General features: G+C 43.3%; 20 protein-coding genes and 5 tRNA genes. 15 read left to right on the top strand and 10 right to left on the bottom strand.

Annotated elements, in window-relative coordinates:
• Positions 1–7 precede the first annotated feature (7 nt).
• Positions 8–484, bottom strand: coding sequence for a curli production assembly/transport protein CsgE (locus tag BTO10_RS10335; protein WP_258097216.1), 477 nt, complete (start codon positions 482–484; stop codon positions 8–10).
• Between the two features lie 320 nt (positions 485–804).
• Between BTO10_RS10335 and BTO10_RS10330 the strand changes: the two genes are divergently transcribed.
• The 3 genes from BTO10_RS10330 to BTO10_RS10315 all read left to right on the top strand — a co-directional run bounded on the left by BTO10_RS10330 (position 805) and on the right by BTO10_RS10315 (position 3513).
• Positions 805–1416 carry a curlin subunit CsgB gene (locus BTO10_RS10330; protein WP_105024474.1) on the top strand — a complete coding sequence of 204 codons (612 nt, stop codon included), beginning with the start codon at positions 805–807 and terminating at the stop codon, positions 1414–1416.
• A gap of 83 nt (positions 1417–1499) precedes the next feature.
• Positions 1500–2351 carry a curlin gene (locus BTO10_RS10325; RefSeq protein ID WP_105024473.1) on the top strand — a complete coding sequence of 284 codons (852 nt, stop codon included), beginning with the start codon at positions 1500–1502 and terminating at the stop codon, positions 2349–2351.
• 493 nt (positions 2352–2844) lie between these two features.
• On the top strand, positions 2845–3513 hold the full coding sequence (locus BTO10_RS10315) for a LuxR C-terminal-related transcriptional regulator (RefSeq protein ID WP_105024471.1): 669 nt from the start codon (positions 2845–2847) through the stop codon (positions 3511–3513).
• 228 nt (positions 3514–3741) lie between these two features.
• Here the strand turns inward: BTO10_RS10315 and BTO10_RS10310 are convergent.
• A tRNA-Pro gene (locus BTO10_RS10310) sits at positions 3742–3818 on the bottom strand.
• Positions 3819–4073: 255 nt separating this feature from the next.
• On the opposite strand from BTO10_RS10310, the gene BTO10_RS10305 reads away from it, so the two are divergent.
• The 3 genes from BTO10_RS10305 (at position 4074) to rluF (ending at position 6276) form a co-directional block, all read left to right on the top strand.
• Positions 4074–4214 carry a DUF3149 domain-containing protein gene (locus tag BTO10_RS10305; RefSeq protein WP_004739790.1) on the top strand — a complete coding sequence of 47 codons (141 nt, stop codon included), beginning with the start codon at positions 4074–4076 and terminating at the stop codon, positions 4212–4214.
• Between the two features lie 166 nt (positions 4215–4380).
• A complete protein-coding gene (smrA, locus tag BTO10_RS10300) occupies positions 4381–4962 on the top strand; it encodes a DNA endonuclease SmrA (RefSeq protein ID WP_105024470.1) in 582 nt (193 codons plus the stop codon).
• A gap of 168 nt (positions 4963–5130) precedes the next feature.
• A complete protein-coding gene (gene rluF / locus BTO10_RS10295) occupies positions 5131–6276 on the top strand; it encodes a 23S rRNA pseudouridine(2604) synthase RluF (RefSeq protein WP_105024469.1) in 1146 nt (381 codons plus the stop codon).
• A gap of 78 nt (positions 6277–6354) precedes the next feature.
• On the opposite strand, the gene ybaK is transcribed toward rluF, so the two are convergent.
• The 8 genes from ybaK to hemA all read right to left on the bottom strand — a co-directional run bounded on the left by ybaK (position 6355) and on the right by hemA (position 14609).
• Entirely contained in the window at positions 6355–6840 is a 486-nt protein-coding gene (gene ybaK, locus BTO10_RS10290) for a Cys-tRNA(Pro) deacylase (RefSeq protein WP_105024468.1), read from the bottom strand.
• Between the two features lie 104 nt (positions 6841–6944).
• Positions 6945–8606: a bifunctional UDP-sugar hydrolase/5'-nucleotidase UshA gene (ushA, locus tag BTO10_RS10285; RefSeq protein ID WP_063523319.1), complete on the bottom strand. Its 1662-nt coding sequence runs from the start codon at positions 8604–8606 to the stop codon at positions 6945–6947.
• Between the two features lie 456 nt (positions 8607–9062).
• A complete protein-coding gene (kdsA, locus tag BTO10_RS10280) occupies positions 9063–9914 on the bottom strand; it encodes a 3-deoxy-8-phosphooctulonate synthase (RefSeq protein ID WP_004739800.1) in 852 nt (283 codons plus the stop codon).
• Positions 9915–9939: 25 nt separating this feature from the next.
• The gene (locus tag BTO10_RS10275) at positions 9940–10749 is read right to left on the bottom strand and encodes a SirB1 family protein (RefSeq protein ID WP_105024467.1); all 810 of its coding nucleotides are present in this window, start codon (positions 10747–10749) and stop codon (positions 9940–9942) included.
• A 27-nt stretch (positions 10750–10776) separates the two neighbouring features.
• Complete coding sequence (locus BTO10_RS10270) at positions 10777–11160, bottom strand: SirB2 family protein (RefSeq protein ID WP_105024466.1); 384 nt, start codon at positions 11158–11160, stop codon at positions 10777–10779.
• Between the two features lie 194 nt (positions 11161–11354).
• Positions 11355–12227: a peptide chain release factor N(5)-glutamine methyltransferase gene (gene prmC / locus BTO10_RS10265; protein WP_004739805.1), complete on the bottom strand. Its 873-nt coding sequence runs from the start codon at positions 12225–12227 to the stop codon at positions 11355–11357.
• A gap of 5 nt (positions 12228–12232) precedes the next feature.
• Positions 12233–13321 carry a peptide chain release factor 1 gene (gene prfA / locus BTO10_RS10260; protein ID WP_004739807.1) on the bottom strand — a complete coding sequence of 363 codons (1089 nt, stop codon included), beginning with the start codon at positions 13319–13321 and terminating at the stop codon, positions 12233–12235.
• Positions 13322–13349: 28 nt separating this feature from the next.
• Positions 13350–14609 carry a glutamyl-tRNA reductase gene (gene hemA, locus BTO10_RS10255; protein WP_004739808.1) on the bottom strand — a complete coding sequence of 420 codons (1260 nt, stop codon included), beginning with the start codon at positions 14607–14609 and terminating at the stop codon, positions 13350–13352.
• Positions 14610–14769: 160 nt separating this feature from the next.
• On the opposite strand from hemA, the gene lolB reads away from it, so the two are divergent.
• The 9 genes from lolB (at position 14770) to BTO10_RS10210 (ending at position 19921) form a co-directional block, all read left to right on the top strand.
• Complete coding sequence (gene lolB / locus BTO10_RS10250; protein ID WP_105024465.1) at positions 14770–15417, top strand: lipoprotein insertase outer membrane protein LolB; 648 nt, start codon at positions 14770–14772, stop codon at positions 15415–15417.
• Positions 15414–16289 (top strand): 4-(cytidine 5'-diphospho)-2-C-methyl-D-erythritol kinase, encoded by an 876-nt coding sequence (gene ispE / locus BTO10_RS10245; protein ID WP_181143974.1) that lies wholly within the window; start codon positions 15414–15416, stop codon positions 16287–16289. Before lolB ends, ispE begins: the two co-directional genes overlap by 4 nt.
• Before the next feature lie 27 nt (positions 16290–16316).
• A complete protein-coding gene (locus BTO10_RS10240; RefSeq protein ID WP_004739814.1) occupies positions 16317–17261 on the top strand; it encodes a ribose-phosphate pyrophosphokinase in 945 nt (314 codons plus the stop codon).
• Between the two features lie 200 nt (positions 17262–17461).
• Complete coding sequence (gene pth / locus BTO10_RS10235; protein ID WP_004739815.1) at positions 17462–18052, top strand: aminoacyl-tRNA hydrolase; 591 nt, start codon at positions 17462–17464, stop codon at positions 18050–18052.
• Between the two features lie 10 nt (positions 18053–18062).
• A complete protein-coding gene (ychF, locus tag BTO10_RS10230; RefSeq protein WP_063523318.1) occupies positions 18063–19154 on the top strand; it encodes a redox-regulated ATPase YchF in 1092 nt (363 codons plus the stop codon).
• A 281-nt stretch (positions 19155–19435) separates the two neighbouring features.
• Positions 19436–19512: transfer RNA gene (locus BTO10_RS10225), tRNA-Met, on the top strand.
• A 66-nt stretch (positions 19513–19578) separates the two neighbouring features.
• Positions 19579–19663 (top strand) — tRNA-Leu (locus BTO10_RS10220).
• 29 nt (positions 19664–19692) lie between these two features.
• A tRNA-Gln gene (locus tag BTO10_RS10215) sits at positions 19693–19767 on the top strand.
• 77 nt (positions 19768–19844) lie between these two features.
• A tRNA-Met gene (locus BTO10_RS10210) sits at positions 19845–19921 on the top strand.
• The last annotated feature ends 134 nt before the right edge of the window (positions 19922–20055 follow it).

The following is a 20055-nucleotide window of genomic DNA, read 5'->3' as shown; positions in this document are numbered from 1 at the left end:
TGGCTCCTTAAAATTCATCATGGTCTAGGTCGTAAGTATCCTGAAAGAGCCTTTCCGCTTGCCATCTAATGATGTAATTCCCTACAACTCTTGTTGCATCAGCGGCTCGTTCTTTTGCTTGTCTACGACCGGGAGACAACGCTGTACGGAAGATCGGTTTTCTAGAGTGTTGAACCTCTATGATGCTTCCCGATAAAGCTGTTGGCCTCTCTTTTACCGTCAAATTCTCCTTTAGGTCGGGATAACTCTCATTAAGTGATTGCGAGAAGAAGAAATAGAAATCATCACCTAATCGCGTGATTGTTCTATCCACTATTATTCCGTTCACTTCACTAAAGTCGTTAAACTGTTCCTTCAGGTTATTTGTCGAATCCTCAAGTTTTTTTCCATTTTCCAAAGGAGCACCGTTTTCAAGACCATGGCTCTTTTCGCCTGCGTTAACAACACAAGACAACAGAGCAATTGTAAGCAGCTTGATTTTCATAAGGGCTCCCATTCAAAGTCCATTTAAAAAATGAGAATGTGATTCATCGAAACACAATTAAAGACTAATTCATGCCCCCAGTAGCATATATAAACTTTTGGATTAATTTACAAGATAATTTAATTAACTAATGGAGAGATAAAAAAGCCAATTACTAATTAAATTCGTCATATGCAATCAAATATTTTCACCTTTAAGTTTATAGATGATATTCACCTGTGAACCTACTATTTCGACATGCAAGCGAATAACACTGCGTTTAACACGGAATATATTATTTAGTTGAACACACGAGCATCAGACACTTTAAGGTAAAGATAATGATAAGTAGGACAGCATCACTTACCAGCTTAACTTTTTTATATTTATCAATAGGTAGTACAAGCATTTCTGTAGCCTCTGGTGTTGAAGGGGATTTTTTACATAATGTCGACCAGGACATTATTAATGACTACAGCGATTTATATAATATCTCTTCTGGAGATTTAGATAACTACTCAGAAATAGACATAACAAACAGTTCGGATTCAAGTTCAGCCATTATTCAATACAGCCCAGGAATAAAAGCAAATAATAGAGCAAAGATAAAACAAAGCGGACACTCTAATTCTGCGAATATTAACCAGGTGGGACGGAATAATATCGCGTACATAAATCAAGACGGATCTGACAATACCGCTGCAATTGGGCAGATCGGTGGGAATAGCGAAGCGTTAATTTCCCAAGATGGAAACCACAATTTAGCGGTTATAGGACAAGCTAACTTCTCTGGGCAAGGCAGCCAATTAAGCATTAATCAAAAAGGTAATCACAATGTGGCGTTTATGGCTGGCTCAGGAGGAGACAACTTAGGGATTTCTCAAGACGGGCACGACTTTGCGATCGTCAATGCATCGAGCTCAATGAGAATCTTCATCAATCAAGCAAATTAGCGCGCAGTATGGATAGCTTGATTCAAAGTCGCTTCATTTGAGGTGACACATAGTCGACATGGAAATGTATAAGGATACAACCTATGAAACTTACAAAGATCGGAATTATAGTCGGTGCCATTATTGGTTTTAATGCAGCTCACGCAGATCCACTTCCAACTTCTGCATCTGCTCCAGGAGTGGGGGTGAAAGAGGGTGTTACTGATCTAAGAATCTCTAACAAGGCTGAAGCAATTGAGCCTTTAGCGATGGATAATACTGCAATTTGGCAAATGGGTGATGGTGATAATGCTAACGTATTGATTGAGCAAGACACGTCAGGTATCACTGATGGTCACATAGCACTTGTTGACACACAGAACAGTAAGCGCTCAGACGTAGTCGTTGTTCAAGACGGTAACCTCAATGAGGCGCATGTAAAACTACGTTATAAAAGAAACAACGCGCTTATCGATCAAGATGGCTTGAGTAACCAAGCTAGGGTGAAAGTGAAAGGGTCAGGTAAAAACAACGATCTACGTGTTACTCAAGATGGCGACTACAACATTTCCGTAGTGAAAGCGAAAGGTAGCTCAGTACGAAATGAAGCTGACGTATACATCAACGGTGACTCAAATACGACTTACACAGAGTTTAGTAACGGTGGCGTTGAGAGAAACGATGTGGCTATCGATATCTGGGGTGATGGAAACTATGTAGAAACTATCGTTAATACCGATGTTGGTGGTGGTGATAGAAACGATGTAGACATCGACCTAATGAACAGTGACGATAACCGCCTATTTACGTTACAAACTGGTTCATATTCAAACGCAACCATTGATTTAACGAACAGTGACATGAACCAAATCATGATTGAGCAAACGTCTTACGACAATGCCGCTGTGTTAGGTAACGGTGCAAACGGAAACGTTGGTCTTATTTACCAAAACTAATATGACCTATTTTATATATGACAAAGCGGCGTTTATCGCCGCTTTATTTTACCTAACACATTTAAATACCTACGCTAACACGTTGGACACGATTGAATGTTCAATAAAAAATCAAGACATCATATTGAAAATTGAGAACAACTCTCCGTTCTCATTAACGTTAAAAACACATACAAATTCAGAGTATCATCAGAAAGTTAATAACGGTAAGACAACTTTAATATTAGGTTTAGATCAATTCCCTGCAACATTAGAGAATCATAACGACAGCGAAGCATGGAAAATTTCTAAATCCTGTAAAATCACAAAACAGTGAAAACAAACTAAGAGTAAACATACACTTCCAGTTAAGAATAGAATATACCTTCACGTGTTCTATTAATTAGGCTCAAAATAATTCAAATATTTAATGGTCAGATTAGCGGAATACTAGTCCGTGCTATAAACTTTAAAGTCTAATAAGTACGCGGTGATCAGTAAAAGGAGTTTACACATGGCTAGCCCGGGAGTTCATCAAGCCATTTTAATAGCAGAGAACAATTTGCAATCAACGCTGCTCAAAGAATCTATAGAACAAAAGGTAAATTTAGACATAAAACTAGTGTCACCAGAAAGGCTATCGACTAAGTCATTACAAGATCCTAACCTAGATTTAGTGATTATTGATTACCCTACAATGAGTAAACAGTACACCGAAAAATATCAAGAGCTTAGAGATGATATCGAGAGTGATGTTCATGAAATATTACTCAATACGCCCAGCGACTTCCCTCACTCTGAAATGCTCAAATGGCAGTATCTCGTTGGTATTTTTTATGCCTCTGACACGCTTGATAAGCTAGTGACAGGATTTAACTGTATCTTACAGGGTGAAATGTGGATGAGCAGGAAGCTCATTTACCAATACATTAGCTTCTATAGAGAGAGGCAGTGCGCGAAAACCAGCCCTTATTACCTCAAGCTCACTAAACGCGAACAGCAGATCATTAAACTACTCGGTGATGGCGCATCTAACACGCAAATTGCGGACACGCTTTATGTAAGTGAGAATACTGTTAAGGCGCACCTTCACAATACATTTAAAAAGATCAAGGTGAAGAATCGCTTACAAGCTTTGATCTGGGTGAAGAATAACGTCGCGACTAATGAGTTCGTCCAATAGACCTAATTCTCTGCTCTAAACCATAAACAATCAAAGCAGTTAGAACGCAAAAAGCCCAAATACAAAAAAAGCCGTAGCCCTTTCTATTACAAAGAGTGCTACGGCTTTCTTTAATATGGGCGGTGAAGAGCTTATTTTAAACATCAGACGAACCCCGCCTGGGTTTTAATCCTATTTCTTACATCCCGAAATGACGAAAGCCTGCTCATTGAGCAGGCTTTCTATAAGTGGTCGGTGAAGAGGGATTCGAACCCCCGACCCTCTGGTCCCAAACCAGATGCGCTACCAAGCTGCGCTATTCACCGAGATATCCAACTGGCTCATTGCCTGTCGATGGAGCGTATAATACGGATTCTGAGTTTATCCGCAAGGCCTTTTTATCATATTTATTGCGATTTTGAATCGTTCGAGCAAAAGACATACAACAACAAGCTCAATGTGACGAAAAACACACAGTTACCAACAAGTATTTAACTTATGCAACAGGATTGATCCAGATCAGTGAATTGATAATGCTACTTAATACACTAACTCATGTCATATAACTTTGAGGTATACACATGGACTTTTGGCTAGATCTCCTATTTGGTAATGCGGTGGGACTATCTTCAATGATAGTAATCTTCGGGGCTCTGGGTCTCATGATGTTTTATGGAGGCTTCTTCATCTACAAAGTTATGACTGACAAATCTCCTCACTAGAGTCGCTCAGCCTAAATCATTTACCTAAAGCCTTATTACTATAGGTAAACTTGAAAACGCTTTGCACCGGAGCTGACTTCTCTTGTCTCCTCCGGTTTTTTCATTTTTAAACCCTACCCCAACTTAGGTATACTTACTCTATTCTTACCAACTTGAGATGCACACTATGTCTCATGATGACGATTTAGATCTATTCCAACAAATGATGGGCGATGTTAAACGTATCGACCATGACACCGCAGAACACCAGAAAGTACATCACGTTACAGAGTCTCAGCTTGCTAAGCGTGAAGCCGCTATGTGGCTCTCTGATGATGAGAAAGATTACCTATCACTCGATTACTCTCCGATGGTTAAGCCAGACGACGTTATTGCTTATAAGAAGGATGGTGTTCAGGAAGGCGTATACAAAAAACTTCGCCTAGGTAAGTACCCCATTCAGGCCAAACTCGATCTCCATAGAAAGACGCTGAAAGATGCTCGCAACGAAGTGCTGTCATTTTTACGCCAATGCTTAAGAATGGATGTTCGCACTGTCATTATCGTTCATGGGAAAGGAGAACGCTCAAATCCACCAGCGATGATGAAAAGCTACGTCACTAACTGGCTTACTCAGATCAACGATGTGCAATGTGTACACTCAGCACAGCAATTTCACGGTGGTACCGGTGCTGTTTATGTCATGCTTAGAAAAAGCAATGAGAAGAAACTAGAAAATAGAGAGCGTCATCAAAAGCGCACTAGCTGATCATCGAAATTCTAGAGCGGGCTTTCACCCCAAGATCGATATTTAGTGCCTAGACTCAAACCAAGTGCTAAAATTGTTGTCAGTTAACGAATTCAAACGTAAAGCAACTGCTCTGTAGTTGCTTTTTTGTTTCCCTATATTTCCGTTGTGAAACGCTAAGAGAATATCATGTCACAAGAATCCCAAGCTAAACGCCTTAACAAATACATCAGTGAAACTGGTTTTTGCTCACGCCGCGAAGCCGACAAACTGATTGATGCAGGTCGAGTTACTATTAACGGCAAGATCCCAGAAATGGGCACCAAAGTAATGCCAGGTGATGATGTTGAGATCGACAACAAACCAGTTCGCTCAAAAGAGAAGCCAATCTACATCGCTTTAAATAAGCCGACAGGCATTACCTGCACCACCGAACGTGATATTCCTGGAAACATCGTCGATTTCATCGGTCACCATAAGCGTATCTTCCCGATTGGCCGTTTGGATAAACCATCTGATGGTTTGATCTTCCTGACAAACGACGGTGACATCGTAAACAAGATTCTTCGTGCTGGTAACAACCACGAGAAAGAGTATGTGGTTCGTGTCGATAAACCAATCACCGGTGAATTCTTACAGAAAATGGCAGCGGGTGTGCCTATTCTGGATACGGTGACGTTGCCGTGTAAAGTTGAGAAAGAGACTAAGTTCTCATTTCGAATCACATTAACGCAAGGTCTGAACCGCCAGATTCGTCGTATGTGTGAAGCACTTGGCTATGAAGTTTTCAAACTGCGTCGTGTTCGTATCATGAACATCTCTTTGGACGGCATCCCTAATGGAAAATGGCGTTACTTGAGCGAAGAAGAGATCGCAGAAATTCTAGCGATGTGTGAAGGTTCTGTAAGTACTGAAGACGCATCTAAAATTAATGCTAAGGGCCAACGTATACGCAAGGCGACAGACGCTAAGCTGTTTGATAGCCGTGAAGAGAACCAAGCGTCAACGGCTCGTCGAAATCAAAAAGAAAATCGCACTCGTACTTACCGTGGTAACAACGCGGATGAATTCCGTCATGCGCCGAATTCAAAGCGTGGTCGTAATTCATCGAATGGCGAAAACAGAGGCCAAAGTAAAGGCAACACAGAAAATTGGAAATCGAATTCTCGCTCTGAGCGCTCTAACTCAGACAACAAGAGTTCAGATCGCAATCGCGCTGGCCGTGGTAATGCCGACCATCGAGGTGGCAAGCCGACTAATCGCCACCAAGAGTCAAACCGACCAAATAAACCAGCAGCAAAACGTGTTGGTGGTACTCTAGGTCTGAAAAAGTAGAGTAACTCCGTATACAAAAACGCCCACGACTAAGTGGGCGTTTTTATTTGTTACTTGATACATCATACCTTGTGACGACTAGCCATCAGCTTGCAAGCACAAATCAGTAAACTGAGCTCGAGTCAGTTGAGCTAAATCTTTAGGGGCGAGTTCAATTTCCAACCCTCGCTTTCCTGCACTTACGTAGATCGTTTCAAAATCCGTCGCACTGGAATGAACAAAAGTCGGCAGCGCTTTCTTCTGACCAAGCGGGCTAATCCCCCCCACTACATAACCTGTGGTTTTCTGAGCAATATCCGGGTTGGCCATCTCTGCTTTTTTACCTTTTGCCGCTTTAGCCGCAAGTTTTAAATTGAGTTTCTGGTCGACAGGAATCACCGCAACAGCCAAGTCTTTCGCCACACCATTTAGGCAGAATAGAAGAGTTTTGAATACACGTTTAGGATCCTGACCAAGCGCCTCAACGGCTTCTAACCCATAGTTAGTATTGTTGGCGTCATGGTGATATTGATGCACCGTATGAGCGATTTTCTTTTTCTTGGCAAGATTGATTGCAGGGGTCATAACAAATCCAAACGATAGATAAACAAAAAGCGACGCCGGAGCGTCGCTTTAGTTAAATTTATCATAGCGCTAGAGTCAATCGAATTTAGCGCTTAATGATCCAATTACTTGTAAACAATTTGACCAGAAGGAGCGTACTTGTTCACGTCAACTGGGCTATTCGCTTCTAGGTACTCTTTTAGTACTTCAGCGTCAACAAAACCAGTGTTTACGTAACCAGGGTGGTCAGACAGTTTAGGGTAGCCGTCACCACCAGCAGCGTTAAAGCTTGGTACAGTGAAGCGGTACGTTTCTTCTAAGTTAAGTGGCTTACCACCGATAACAACGTCAGACACTTCACCGTTCGCTACTGTCATTGAGATACCAGCGAATTGTGCATAAGCACCTGAATCGATTGGTTTAGTCGCTACTACGTTTAAGTAATCTAGAACTTCTTTACCCGTCATGTCTGTGTAAGTCAGGATATTTGCAAAAGGTTGTACTGTTAGTACATCTTTGTATGTTACTTCACCCGCTTCAATTGAATCACGAACACCACCAGAGTTCATCACAGCGAAGTCTGCTTTTGCACGCTCCATGTGAGAAGTTGCAATCAGACGACCTAGGTTAGTCTGTTGGAAACGAACTACGTTACGGTCACCTTCAAGCTTGCCATTTGTTTCAGCAATCTTAACTTCAAGCTGTGCTTGGCCTTGCTCTTGGAATGGACGTAGGAACTCTAGTAGTTCTGGATCTTGCGCAATCTCGTCTTGGATAAGTACGCGTTGCTTCTTACCGTCGATCTTAACCTTTTTCTTCAGGTTAACTGGGATTAGATCGTAGCTCACCATTTCTAGTTCGCCATTACGGAATTCGTAATCAGCACGGCCTACGTATTTGCCCCATTCGTGAGCTTGAACGATATAAGTACCGTTTTGAAGGTCAGGTTTACACTCATCACCTGGCTTGAAGTTTTTCTTCGCAACGTTAGGGCCTTCCATACATACAGGCTCTTGAGAGTGACCACCAACGATCATGTCTAGATCACCTTCGTCTAGGTAACGTGCTAGTGCAACATCACCTGGTGCGTTAACGCCACGCTGACCATTTTCGTAGTGACCCATGTGAGTCACAGCAAAGATAAGATCTGGTTTTTCTGTTTCTTTGAGTTCAGCGATCAATTTCTTCGCTTCTTCTTTAGGGTCGCGGAAGTCGATACCTGCGATGAACTCAGGGTTACCAATCTTTTGAGTATCTTCAGTTGTTAAACCAATTACCGCAATTTTAATACCTTGCTTTTCAAACATCTCGTAAGCTTGGAACTTACGTTCGCCAGTCGCTTTATCGTAGATGTTTGCAGATAACATTGGGAAGTTAGCCCAATCGATTTGCTTTTGTAGTACGTCTAGTGAGTTATCAAACTCATGGTTACCTAGCGCCATTGCATCGTAACCAATCTTGTTCATACCTTTGAAATCAGGTTCTGCATCCTGAAGATCTGACTCTGGTACACCAGTGTTGATGTCACCACCAGATAGAAGCAACACGCTACCGCCTTCTGCTTCAACTTCTGCACGAAGTTGATCAATCAGCGTTTTACGCGCAGACATGCCGTATTCGCCGTATTTGTTCTGCCAGAAACGGCCATGGTTGTCGTTAGTGTGAAGAATCGTTAGCTTGTAAGTTTCGTCTTGGTTCCAATCATGAGCAGATTGAGACGCACAACCAGCTAAAGTCGCTAGAATTGCAGCACTTAGTGCTGTCTTTAGAATAAGGCGTTGCTTCATTGTCATACCTTTGAACTTTTTAGGGGAATCCACTGCTTATGCCACTCCCTTAGAGCCCATGCACACTTAAGAAACATGGTTAGAGAATGGTAAAACTTGAAGTAGTTTAAATTAAGACGGTAAACCTAACAGAGTGATTTCATATTTATGTAGGATGGATCACCTTAATCCCCTATCGAGTGTGTAACAAAGCGACAAAGTTGCAGTTGAGCAAATAAGTGATCACAGGCAAACGTTTTCATCATTTTTAGATTATTTGTGATTTACTCAATTCAGCTTCCCCATAAAGTGATTCTCGTTAAATTTATTCGATTTATCAAAGCTTAAAGTGATATGCTATAACATTACAAAACCATACTGACGCTAGCTTGAGGAGCTCAAGCTAGTCGCCATTCACTTAGCTATAGGTACAAAAAAGCCGGCAATTACTCCGGCTTTGAATTCTATACTGTTCGACTATTTAATATCGATGTGGTCAAAACCTTTGATAAGGTCATCAAGTGCTTTCATCTGCTTCAAGAACGGCTCTAGCTTGTCTAGAGGCAGTGCAGATGGACCATCACAGCGTGCTTGATCTGGATTCGGGTGAGCTTCAATGAACAGACCAGCAATACCTGTCGCAAGGCCCGCTTTTGCAAGTTCAACCGTTTGCTCACGACGACCGCCAGATGCAGCACCTGAAGGGTCACGCATCTGTAGAGAGTGCGTCACGTCAAAGATGATTGGGCTGCCGTTTGAGGCTTTCTTCATTACGCCAAAACCAAGCATATCAACAACTAGGTTGTCATAACCCATGCAAGACCCACGCTCACAAAGGATAATCTTGTCGTTGCCACATTCTGCGAATTTATCAACGATGTTACCAACTTGGTTAGGGCTCATGAACTGAGGCTTCTTCACGTTGATAACTGCACCAGTCTTCGCCATCGCCTCAACAAGGTCCGTTTGACGAGCTAGGAATGCTGGAAGTTGAATAACATCAACCACATCAGCAACCGGCTGAGCTTGTGCTTCAGTGTGAACATCAGTGATGATTTTAACGCCGAATGTGTCTTTCAATTCTTGGAAGATCTTTAGACCTTCTTCCATACCAGGGCCACGGTATGAGTGAACTGAGCTACGGTTTGCCTTATCGAAAGACGCCTTAAATACATAAGGAATACCCAGCTTTTCAGTTACTTTCACGTAGTGCTCACAGATCTGCATTGCTAGATCGCGAGATTCAAGAACGTTCATGCCTGCAAATAGCGTGAATGGCTTGTCGTTAGCAATTGGCATATCGCCAATATGAACTGTTTTCTGTTCCATTATATTCTCTCTGAATAGTTAGTAATTAGTGAACAACCACGGTCTTTTCGTTCATGACGTTCACTTGAGATTTCAGTAACTCAGACGCCGGGTCATCTGGGCATTGGTCGATAAAATATTGGTAATCCGTCGCTGCCACTTGGTGGCAATCCAACTGCTGATAGATAAAGCCACGGTCGCGGATTTCATACGGGTCGTCAGGTACAAACGTTAATGCAAGGTCTGTACATTTCAATGCTAGCGTATAGCGCTCTTCTCTCAGTAACGCACTCTTTAATAGCGCTAACCACTTGCCAATAATTGTTGGATGATCAGCCACTTCTAAATGCTCAGATTTAAGCTCAGCTAACGGACCATCATGGCCAATCAGCCACGCTCGTAGCGTTTGCTCACCAACGTATTCACCATTGTATGGGTTGATATACACTGCTGCTTGGCCATACCAAGTCACTTTAAGTAGAAACTGAGTCGGGAAAGAGACACCCTCTACAGGAAAGCCTAGCTTGCGACCTAGAAAAAGAAAGATCGCGCCGAGACTGACAGGAATGCCTTTCTTACGCTCTAGCACTTTATCGATGAAAGCGTTCTCTGAAGAGAAGTAAGCGTCTTTATCACCCGCAAAGCCCCATTCATAGAAGAATAGTCGAATAAAGGACTCAAACTTCTGGTGCTCATCGGTTTCATGAACCAAGGCAAACTCAGCTTCTTTAAACAGTCTTGCCAGCTCTTGCTCAGCCCAACTGTCTTGAGTGTCTGGGTTAATCGCTTTATTTAAGATCAATGCACCTTCAGCTAATTCTAGCTGGTCAAAGTCTTCGTCAAAAAATTCGTACATAGGTAGTTAACCGAAATAAGGAGATCATTAACCGAAAAATGTTGGCGTCTTCGTCATCGCAATTTTGCCTGCCATAGCTAACCAGCCAAGCGCACCGAAGAATGAGAATACTCTCAATAGTTTATTTTTACCCAGTTTAAGTGCAAAGAAACACAATGCGATGTAAGCCATTACACACGTTAGCTTTTCTGTTAGCCATGGCGCAGCTGGAGTAAATGGAATAAAACCAGTGATAAAAATCAAGCCAATACCCGATAGCAATAGCAACGAGTCGTTGATATGAGGGAAACGCTGCAAGAAAGGGTGCTTAAGCTTTGGTGAGTTCGCCATCATAAGAACGAATCGAATTGAAAGAAGTGACACGCTTATTGCAATCGTTAGTAGGTGAAAATGTTTTAAACCTTCGTACATGGTATTCCTTTATATTTTTATATGTGCTTTCGTTAACACGAGCGACATTGGACTCGTTGGTGCTCTGTATTTCTGCGTTAAATGCATGACCGAGTCAAATGCCATTTCGCGTTAAAGGTATCAATTTCGTAAGTTCGCCTTCTAGGATTACATGAGTGGCTAGCAACTACTAGCCCTAAGCAAACAACAACGAACTATGAGCAATAACGGCCTAATGTCACTCGGTCATTGCCACCGTAATCTTTCTCAGTGACTACATCGAGATAACCTAGCGCTTGCATTATCTCACGTACAGCCAAGCCTTGGTCGTAACCGTGTTCAAATGCCAACCAGCCTTCATTTTCTAAAAAGCCACGTGCGTTTTCAGAAATGTAGCGAATATCAGCAAGCCCTTTCTCTTCAGCAACAAGCGCAGTAATCGGCTCAAAACGCACATCGCCCTGAGATAGATGAGGATCATCTTTCTCTATGTAAGGTGGGTTTGAGACAATCAGAGAGAACTTAACCTCACCGCCATCAGAAGCCAGATCGCTAAGCGGGTCAAACCAACTACCATGCAAGAACGTAGCATTGGGTATGTTTAAGCGTTTCGCATTCTCTGTTGCAAGCACTTGAGCTTCTGGGCGAAGGTCAATGCCTGTCACTGGGCGATTTGGCATCTCAGACGCTAGCGCCAAGGCAATAGCACCAGTACCTGTTCCTAAATCCAGAATCGCCCCTTGTTTGCCATAGGTCTTATCCAGCGCGACTTCAACCAAACGCTCAGTATCCGGGCGAGGAATTAAAGTAGACGGCGAAACTTTTAACGGCAGCGACCAAAACTCACGTTCACCGACAATGTAAGCCACAGGCTCACCGGTTAAACGACGGTTTAAAAGGGCTTGAAATTCAGATTCTTGTTCTGAGGTAAGGTGTTTCTCTGGCCAAGTTAACAGGTAAGATCTTGGTTTATCTAAGGCGTGACAAAGCAGTACCGCAGCATCAATTGAGGGTGATGTATTGTCACCCTCTTGAAGCGCTACGATTGCTGCTTTTAATGCACTTTCAACCGTATAGGCAGATTGCATAGGGTTTAGTTGTTCTCAGCTAACGCAGCAAGTTGGTCTGCTTGGTGCTCTTGTAGAACCGGATCAATCAGGCTTTGCATGTCACCTTCTAACACTTCGTTCAGACGGTAAAGTGTTAGGTTGATGCGGTGATCAGAAACACGACCTTGTGGGTAGTTGTAAGTACGGATACGGTCACTACGGTCACCCGAACCTAGCAGGTTACGACGCGTATCTGATACTTCAGCAGCACGACGCTCTTCTTCAGCTTGTACAATACGCGCCGCAAGAACAGCCATCGCCTTCGCTTTGTTTTTGTGCTGAGAACGCTCGTCCTGACACTCTACTACTGTACCTGTTGGCAAGTGAGTAATACGGATAGCTGAATCTGTAGTGTTAACGTGCTGACCACCCGCGCCAGATGCACGGAAGGTATCGATCTTCAGGTCTGCAGCCTTAATTTCTGGAAGATCCGCTTCTGGGATTTCAGGCATAACAGCAACAGTACATGCAGAAGTATGAACACGACCTTGAGATTCAGTCTCTGGTACACGTTGAACACGGTGACCGCCTGATTCAAACTTCATTACGCCGTAAACGCCTTCACCGCTTACTTTAGCGATCATCTCTTTGTAGCCGCCTTGCTCAGAGTCATTACTGCTCATGACTTCAACGCGCCAGCCTTTTTTCTCTGCAAACTTAGAGTACATACGGAAAAGGTTACCCGCGAAGATACCCGCTTCATCACCGCCCGCACCGGCACGGATCTCTAGGAAACAGTTACGCTCATCGTTTGGATCTTTAGGTAGAAGAAGAATCTGAAGCTCATCAGTTAGACGCTCAATCGCCTCTTTCGCTTCTTTAATTTCTTCCTGCGCCATTTCGCGCATCTCTTCATCGTCTTCCTGCGCCATATCTTCGGCAGCTTCTAGATCGTCTTGAGCTTGCTGGTAAGCTTGGAAGCACTTAGTCACTTCTTCTAACTGAGAGTACTCTTTAGATAGTGCACGGAATTTGTTTTGATCACCGATCACATCTGGATCGCCAAGCAGGTGTTGAACTTCTTCGTAGCGTTCAACAAGTGTTTCAAGCTTTACTAGAATCGAGGCTTTCATAATGTCTTATCTTGTTGGAGGTCTAATATTATTGAGGGTCTTCTAAGCCCAAACTCTGTCTAATGACCGTTAATTTCGCAGGTTCTCCTTGCTCAGCAGCACTTTGTAGTGCGCGGGTTGGAGCATGGATCAATTTGTTTGTGAGCTTATTACTAAGCTCTAGTAAAACTTTCTCAGGGTCACCGCCAGCGGCAAGTGATTGTAAACTTTTACTCAATAATTCTTCGCGGATTTCATTCGCTGATTTTCGGTACTCACGAATACTGTCGACCGCTTGCAGTGAGCGCATCCAACTCATGAACGCGGCACTTTCTTCACTGACGATCGCTTCAGCTTGGATTGCTTCCACTTTACGTTGCTCGATGTTGCCATCAATAATCGACTGCAAATCATCAACTGAATAAAGATAAGCATCGTTCAGTTCGCCAACCTGTGATTCCACATCACGAGGCACAGCAATATCAACCAATAACATAGGTTGATGTTTTCTTTTCTTCAGAGCGGTCTCAACCATGCCTTTACCAATAATTGGCAGCGGGCTTGCGGTTGAACTGATCACGATATCTGCTCTGTGCAGGTGTTCTGGAATTTCATTTAAGCTGATCACTTCTGCACCGAACTCTTCGGCTAGCCCTAAAGCACGCTCACGAGTTCGGTTAGCCACAATCATTTTAGTACAGCCATTTGCTGAAAGGTGCTTAGCCACGAGTTCAATCGTTTCACCAGCACCAACTAACAGCACAGTAGAATCAGCAATCGACTCAAAAATATGTTTAGCTAGAGTGCAAGCTGCGTAAGCCACAGACACCGCACTTCCGCCGATTTCTGTTTCAGTTCGAACGCGCTTCGCCACAGAAAATGATTTCTGGAACAGCTTTTCCATTGAAGCATCAACAGACTTGCTACCACGAGAGTCTGTATAAGCTTGCTTAACCTGACCTAAGATTTGCGGCTCACCCAAAACCAAAGAGTCCAAACCACAAGCAACGCGCATTAAATGTTTAATTGCGGCCTGCTCTTCATGGATATAAAGACTTGGCTTTAGCTCTTCAGGACTAACTTGATGGAAAGCCGACAACCAATCGATAAGCTTGTTTTTTGCTCCGCTTTTAACTTCACAATACACTTCAGTTCGGTTACAGGTAGAAAGTATAACACTTCCATTTACGTGTGCATTTGCGTTAAGTTGCTTGAGTGCCTCAGACAGTTTGTCTGGACCAAAAGCGACTTTTTCTCGCAATTCAACCGACGCTGTATTGTGATTGATACCTACGGCAAGCAAAGACATGTATCAGAAGTTCTCGATCAGGGAATGGAAACAAGGGGCGAATTTTACTTGATGCATGGCTCTATTTAAAGAGCAAGCGGGATTTGTTTTCCTGACTTCGTGAATTCAATGCTATAGTTGAAGCGTTTTTTAGATGAATTTGAACAAGTTGTGAGCAAATATGGGCAAGCTTCGTAAAATCGCGTCTCTTATTTTTATTACCATAATCATGGTGGGTTGCTCGTCTATCCCGGAACAACCGACAAGTGTTGAATGGCAAGCACACCAAAGCCGCCTATTGCAGATAGAAAACTATCAAGCTTCCGGTAAGCTTGCGTACATATCTCCCGAGCAGCGCCAAAGCCTCAATTTTGTTTGGAAGCACTCTCCAAACCAAAGCCAATTAAGACTCACCACTTTCCTTGGTCAGACCGCATTAAACCTGACCATTGATCCATCTGGCGCCAAAGTCGTCACTTATGATGACCAAGTATTCACCCACGCAAGCGCCTCTATTTTGGTTGAACAGCTTACAGGCTTGAAGATCCCAGTTGATCACCTGCCACAATGGTTCCTTGGCATTCCAGACCAAGCGGATAGCTATCAACTAAATACAACGAACACCCTTGAGTCACTGACTAAGCAAGTCAGCAACCAACTATGGACTCTGAATTTTGCAAACTATCGCAACACAGAGTTACCTAATGCGCAGCAATCCGATGAAGACAAGGTCAAAGTAGGGGCTATTCCGCTCCCTACTCGACTCTCTTTCAAGCAAGACCAAAACAAAATCAACATCGTAGTTTCGAAGTGGACACTGAAAAAATGATTACAACACCAACACACTGGCCTTCTCCAGCAAAGCTGAATCTATTTCTTTATATCACTGGCCGACGTGATAATGGTTACCACGAACTTCAAACACTATTTCAGTTCGTTGACTTTGGTGATGAACTAACGGTTACTGCAAACTCAGAAACAAGTTCGATAACCATCACGCCAGAAATACCTGGAGTAGCGCTTGAAGACAACCTAATTTGGAAAGCCGCGACTGCACTTCAGCAATACACCTCAACCTCTTTCGGTGCGGATATTGAGCTAAAGAAAGTGCTACCAATGGGTGGTGGTATTGGCGGAGGCTCTTCAAATGCTGCAACTGTGTTGGTTGCACTTAATTACTTGTGGCAACTGAATCTTTCTGATGATCAACTTGCAGAGATCGGTCTGAAGCTTGGTGCAGATGTTCCAGTGTTTGTACGAGGCTATGCCGCCTTTGCTGAAGGCGTCGGTGAGCAGCTGTTGCCAGCTAATCCGGATGAAAAATGGTATCTCGTGGTTAAGCCACAAGTGAGCATAGCAACTGTGGACATATTTACACATCCAGAATTAACCAGAAATACGCCAAAGCGAGCGCTATCAACGCTTCTAGAGCAAGAAGACGTAAACGATTGCGAAAAAATTGTTCGAATGCTGTACCCAGAGGTTGATAAGCAACTTTCATGGCTGCTACAATACGCGCCGTCGAGATTGACTGGCACAGGTTCGTGCGTTTTTGCTGAATTTAGCAGCAGAAAAGAAGCCGAATTGGTGCTAGAAAAACTACCTGACACCGTTTCCGCATTTGTAGCGAAAGGACGAAACATTTCTCCTTTGAAAGAAACGTTGGCTGAATACCACTCAGCTCACCCACAATCTATTTAAAACTGGACGCAACCCGAGGTTTCCACCGTGCCTGATATGAAGCTATTTGCTGGTAACGCAACACCTGAACTAGCCCAACGTATTGCTGATCGTCTATACATCTCTCTTGGCGATGCTACTGTAGACCGTTTTTCTGATGGCGAAGTCGCTGTTCAAATCAATGAAAACGTTCGTGGTAGCGATGTATTCCTGATTCAATCAACTTGTGCACCAACCAATGACAACCTAATGGAATTGGTGGTAATGATTGACGCAATGCGCCGCGCTTCTGCTGGCCGTATTACTGCTGTAATCCCTTACTTCGGTTATGCCCGTCAAGATCGTCGTGTACGTTCTGCACGTGTGCCAATTACTGCAAAAGTTGTTGCAGATTTCCTTTCTAACGTTGGCGTAGACCGCGTTCTTACTATCGACCTACACGCAGAGCAAATCCAAGGCTTCTTCGATGTACCAGTTGATAACATCTTCGGTACTCCAGTTCTTCTAGAAGACATGGCTAACCGTGGCCTAGAGAACCCAGTTGTGGTTTCTCCAGACCTTGGTGGTGTTGTACGTGCTCGTGCAACGGCTAAAGCGCTAGGTGACGTTGATATCGCTATCGTTGATAAGCGTCGTCCACGTGCTAACGTTTCTGAAGTAATGAACCTAATCGGTGATGTTGAAGGCCGCGACTGTGTTATCGTTGATGACATGATCGATACAGGTGGCACGCTATGTAAAGCAGCTGAAGCGCTTAAAGAGCGCGGTGCTAAGCGTGTATTCGCTTACGCAACTCACGCTGTTTTCTCTGGTACTGCTGCGAACAACATCAAAAACTCTGTTCTAGACCAAGTTATCGTAACGGATTCTATCTCTCTATCTCCAGAGATGGCTGCGACAGGTAAAGTAACAACACTTAGCCTTTCTCGCATGCTTGCTGAAGCGATTCGTCGTATCAGCAACGAAGAATCAATCTCAGCGATGTTCAACTAATCAAGGCTATTTAGCTTTGTTTTAGAAACTCGTTAGAGAAAGACATTAAGCACTTCATTTGATGAAGTGCTTTTTTTATACCTGGTGACTGTTGTTTATCACAGCTCGGAATAATCATGGTGCCATCAGCTAGCTCGCACCTTTTTCATAAACTGTGATATCATACGGCGCTTTTTGAAATCCCAAGAGAGATCCATACCTTGAGCCAACAAATAAAACTTCTCGTTGGACTGGCTAATCCAGGTCCAGAATACGCCAAAACTCGCCACAATGCGGGTGCTTGGGTAGTTGAAGAATTAGCACGTGTACACAACGTAACACTGAAGAACGAACCAAAGTTCTTTGGCCTAACGGGTCGTATCATGGTTCATGGTGAAGATCTTCGTTTGCTGATCCCAACGACTTTTATGAACTTGTCAGGCAAAGCAGTTGCAGCTTTGGCAAAGTTCTACCAAATTAAACCAGAAGAGATCATGGTAGCTCATGATGAGTTAGACCTTCCTCCTGGCATTGGAAAGTTCAAAAAAGGTGGTGGCCATGGTGGACACAACGGTCTAAAAGACATCATCAGCAAACAGGGTAACAATAAAGAATTCTATCGTCTGAGATTAGGCATCGGCCATCCTGGACACAAAGATAAAGTTGCAGGTTATGTATTAGGCAAAGCTCCACAAAAAGAGCAAGAGTGTATCGAGGCCGTCGTTGACGAATCGGTTCGCAGCCTAGACATCTTATTAAAAGATGGCCTACCAAAAGCACAAAATCGCTTACATACGTTCAAAGCAGAATAAGGTTTATATCATGGGTTTTAAATGTGGCATCGTTGGTCTACCAAACGTTGGTAAGTCAACTCTGTTTAACGCACTGACTAAAGCAGGCATCGAAGCAGCAAACTTTCCATTTTGTACGATCGAACCAAACACAGGTATCGTTCCGGTTCCAGATCTACGCTTAGATGCATTAGCAAAAATTGTTAATCCACAAAAGATCCTTCCAACAACGATGGAATTCGTTGATATCGCTGGCCTAGTGGCTGGTGCATCTAAAGGTGAAGGTCTTGGTAACAAATTCCTAGCGAACATCCGTGAAACTGACGCGATCGGTCACGTTGTACGCTGCTTTGAAAACGAAAACATCGTTCACGTTTCTGGCAAAGTATCTCCAATCGAAGATATCGAAGTGATCAACCTTGAACTTGCACTGGCTGACTTAGACAGCTGTGAGCGTGCAATTCAACGTAACGCTAAGAAAGCAAAAGGCGGCGACAAAGACGCTAAATTCGAAATCACTGTACTAGAAAAGCTACTACCAGTTCTTACTGAAGGTGGTATGGCGCGTACTGTTGAACTAGCGAAAGAAGAAGCGGCAGCAATCGGCTACCTAAACTTCCTAACACTTAAGCCAACAATGTACATCGCAAACGTTGCTGAAGATGGTTTTGAAAACAACCCTTACCTAGATGCTGTTCGTGAATACGCTGCAAAAGAGAACAACGTTGTTGTTGCAGTATGTGCTGCTATCGAATCTGAGCTTTCTGAGCTTGACGATGAAGATCGTGAAGAGTTCCTAGCGGACATGGGTATCGAAGAACCAGGTCTAAACCGAGTGATCCGCTCTGGTTACGAACTACTGACTCTTCAAACTTACTTCACTGCGGGTGTTAAAGAAGTTCGCGCTTGGACAATTCCTGTAGGCGCAACAGCTCCACAAGCGGCTGGTAAGATCCACACTGACTTCGAAAAAGGCTTCATCCGAGCTGAAGTTGTTGGTTTTGATCACTTCATCGAATTTAACGGTGAGAGCGGTGCAAAAGACGCAGGTAAATGGCGTCTAGAAGGCAAAGAATACATCGTAAAAGATGGCGACGTTGTTCACTTCCGCTTCAACGTATAATTGCTGATTAAATATCGGTTAAAAGGCCAGTGAATTTCACTGGCCTTTTTGTTTTTACTCTTTAGCAAGAGCTCGACATCAGAAAGTTAACTTCCTATATATATCGCCTTTTTGACCTATTTTTTGCCGACAAATACGCCTCTTTGACTAAAAAGAAACCGAACAGATGTTTATTCGTGATTTATTCAAAAAAAAAGTTGACGGGTTTCACTCAACTACGCATAATGCGCCCCGTTCACAGCGAAGCGGCAACGCTTCAAAATGAGCAACAATTTGGAAATGGCTACTTAGCTCAGTTGGTTAGAGCACATCACTCATAATGATGGGGTCGCAGGTTCAAATCCCGCAGTAGCCACCATTTCCTAAGCACTCTATTCGTTATTAAACACTTGTTTTTAAGCATACAGAGTTTTTAGGAAATAAAGCGGACGTGGCGGAATTGGTAGACGCACCAGATTTAGGTTCTGGCGCCGAAAGGTGTGAGAGTTCAAGTCTCTCCGTCCGCACCATATTGAGATATCTTAATTGATATCATTGTTGGGCTATCGCCAAGCGGTAAGGCACCGGCTTTTGATGCCGGCATTCCCTGGTTCGAATCCAGGTAGCCCAGCCACTATTTAAAGTGTAATTATCTTTAAAAAGATAATGGCATTGAAAGCAAGATTATATTATATTGTCTCGCTCTCAGATGGCTACTTAGCTCAGTTGGTTAGAGCACATCACTCATAATGATGGGGTCGCAGGTTCAAATCCCGCAGTAGCCACCACTATTTCTTTGAAATAGAAAGACAACGTCTTATTGAATCACCAATATTCAGTATGACTACAAAGATTTGCTGCGGTCGTGGCGGAATTGGTAGACGCACCAGATTTAGGTTCTGGCGCCGAGAGGTGTGAGAGT

The sequence above is a fragment of the Vibrio chagasii genome, assembly GCF_002954585.1.
GTDB lineage: Bacteria > Pseudomonadota > Gammaproteobacteria > Enterobacterales > Vibrionaceae > Vibrio > Vibrio chagasii_A.
Note: the sequence above shows the minus strand (reverse complement) of the source record. Positions and strands in the feature narration are given on the sequence as shown.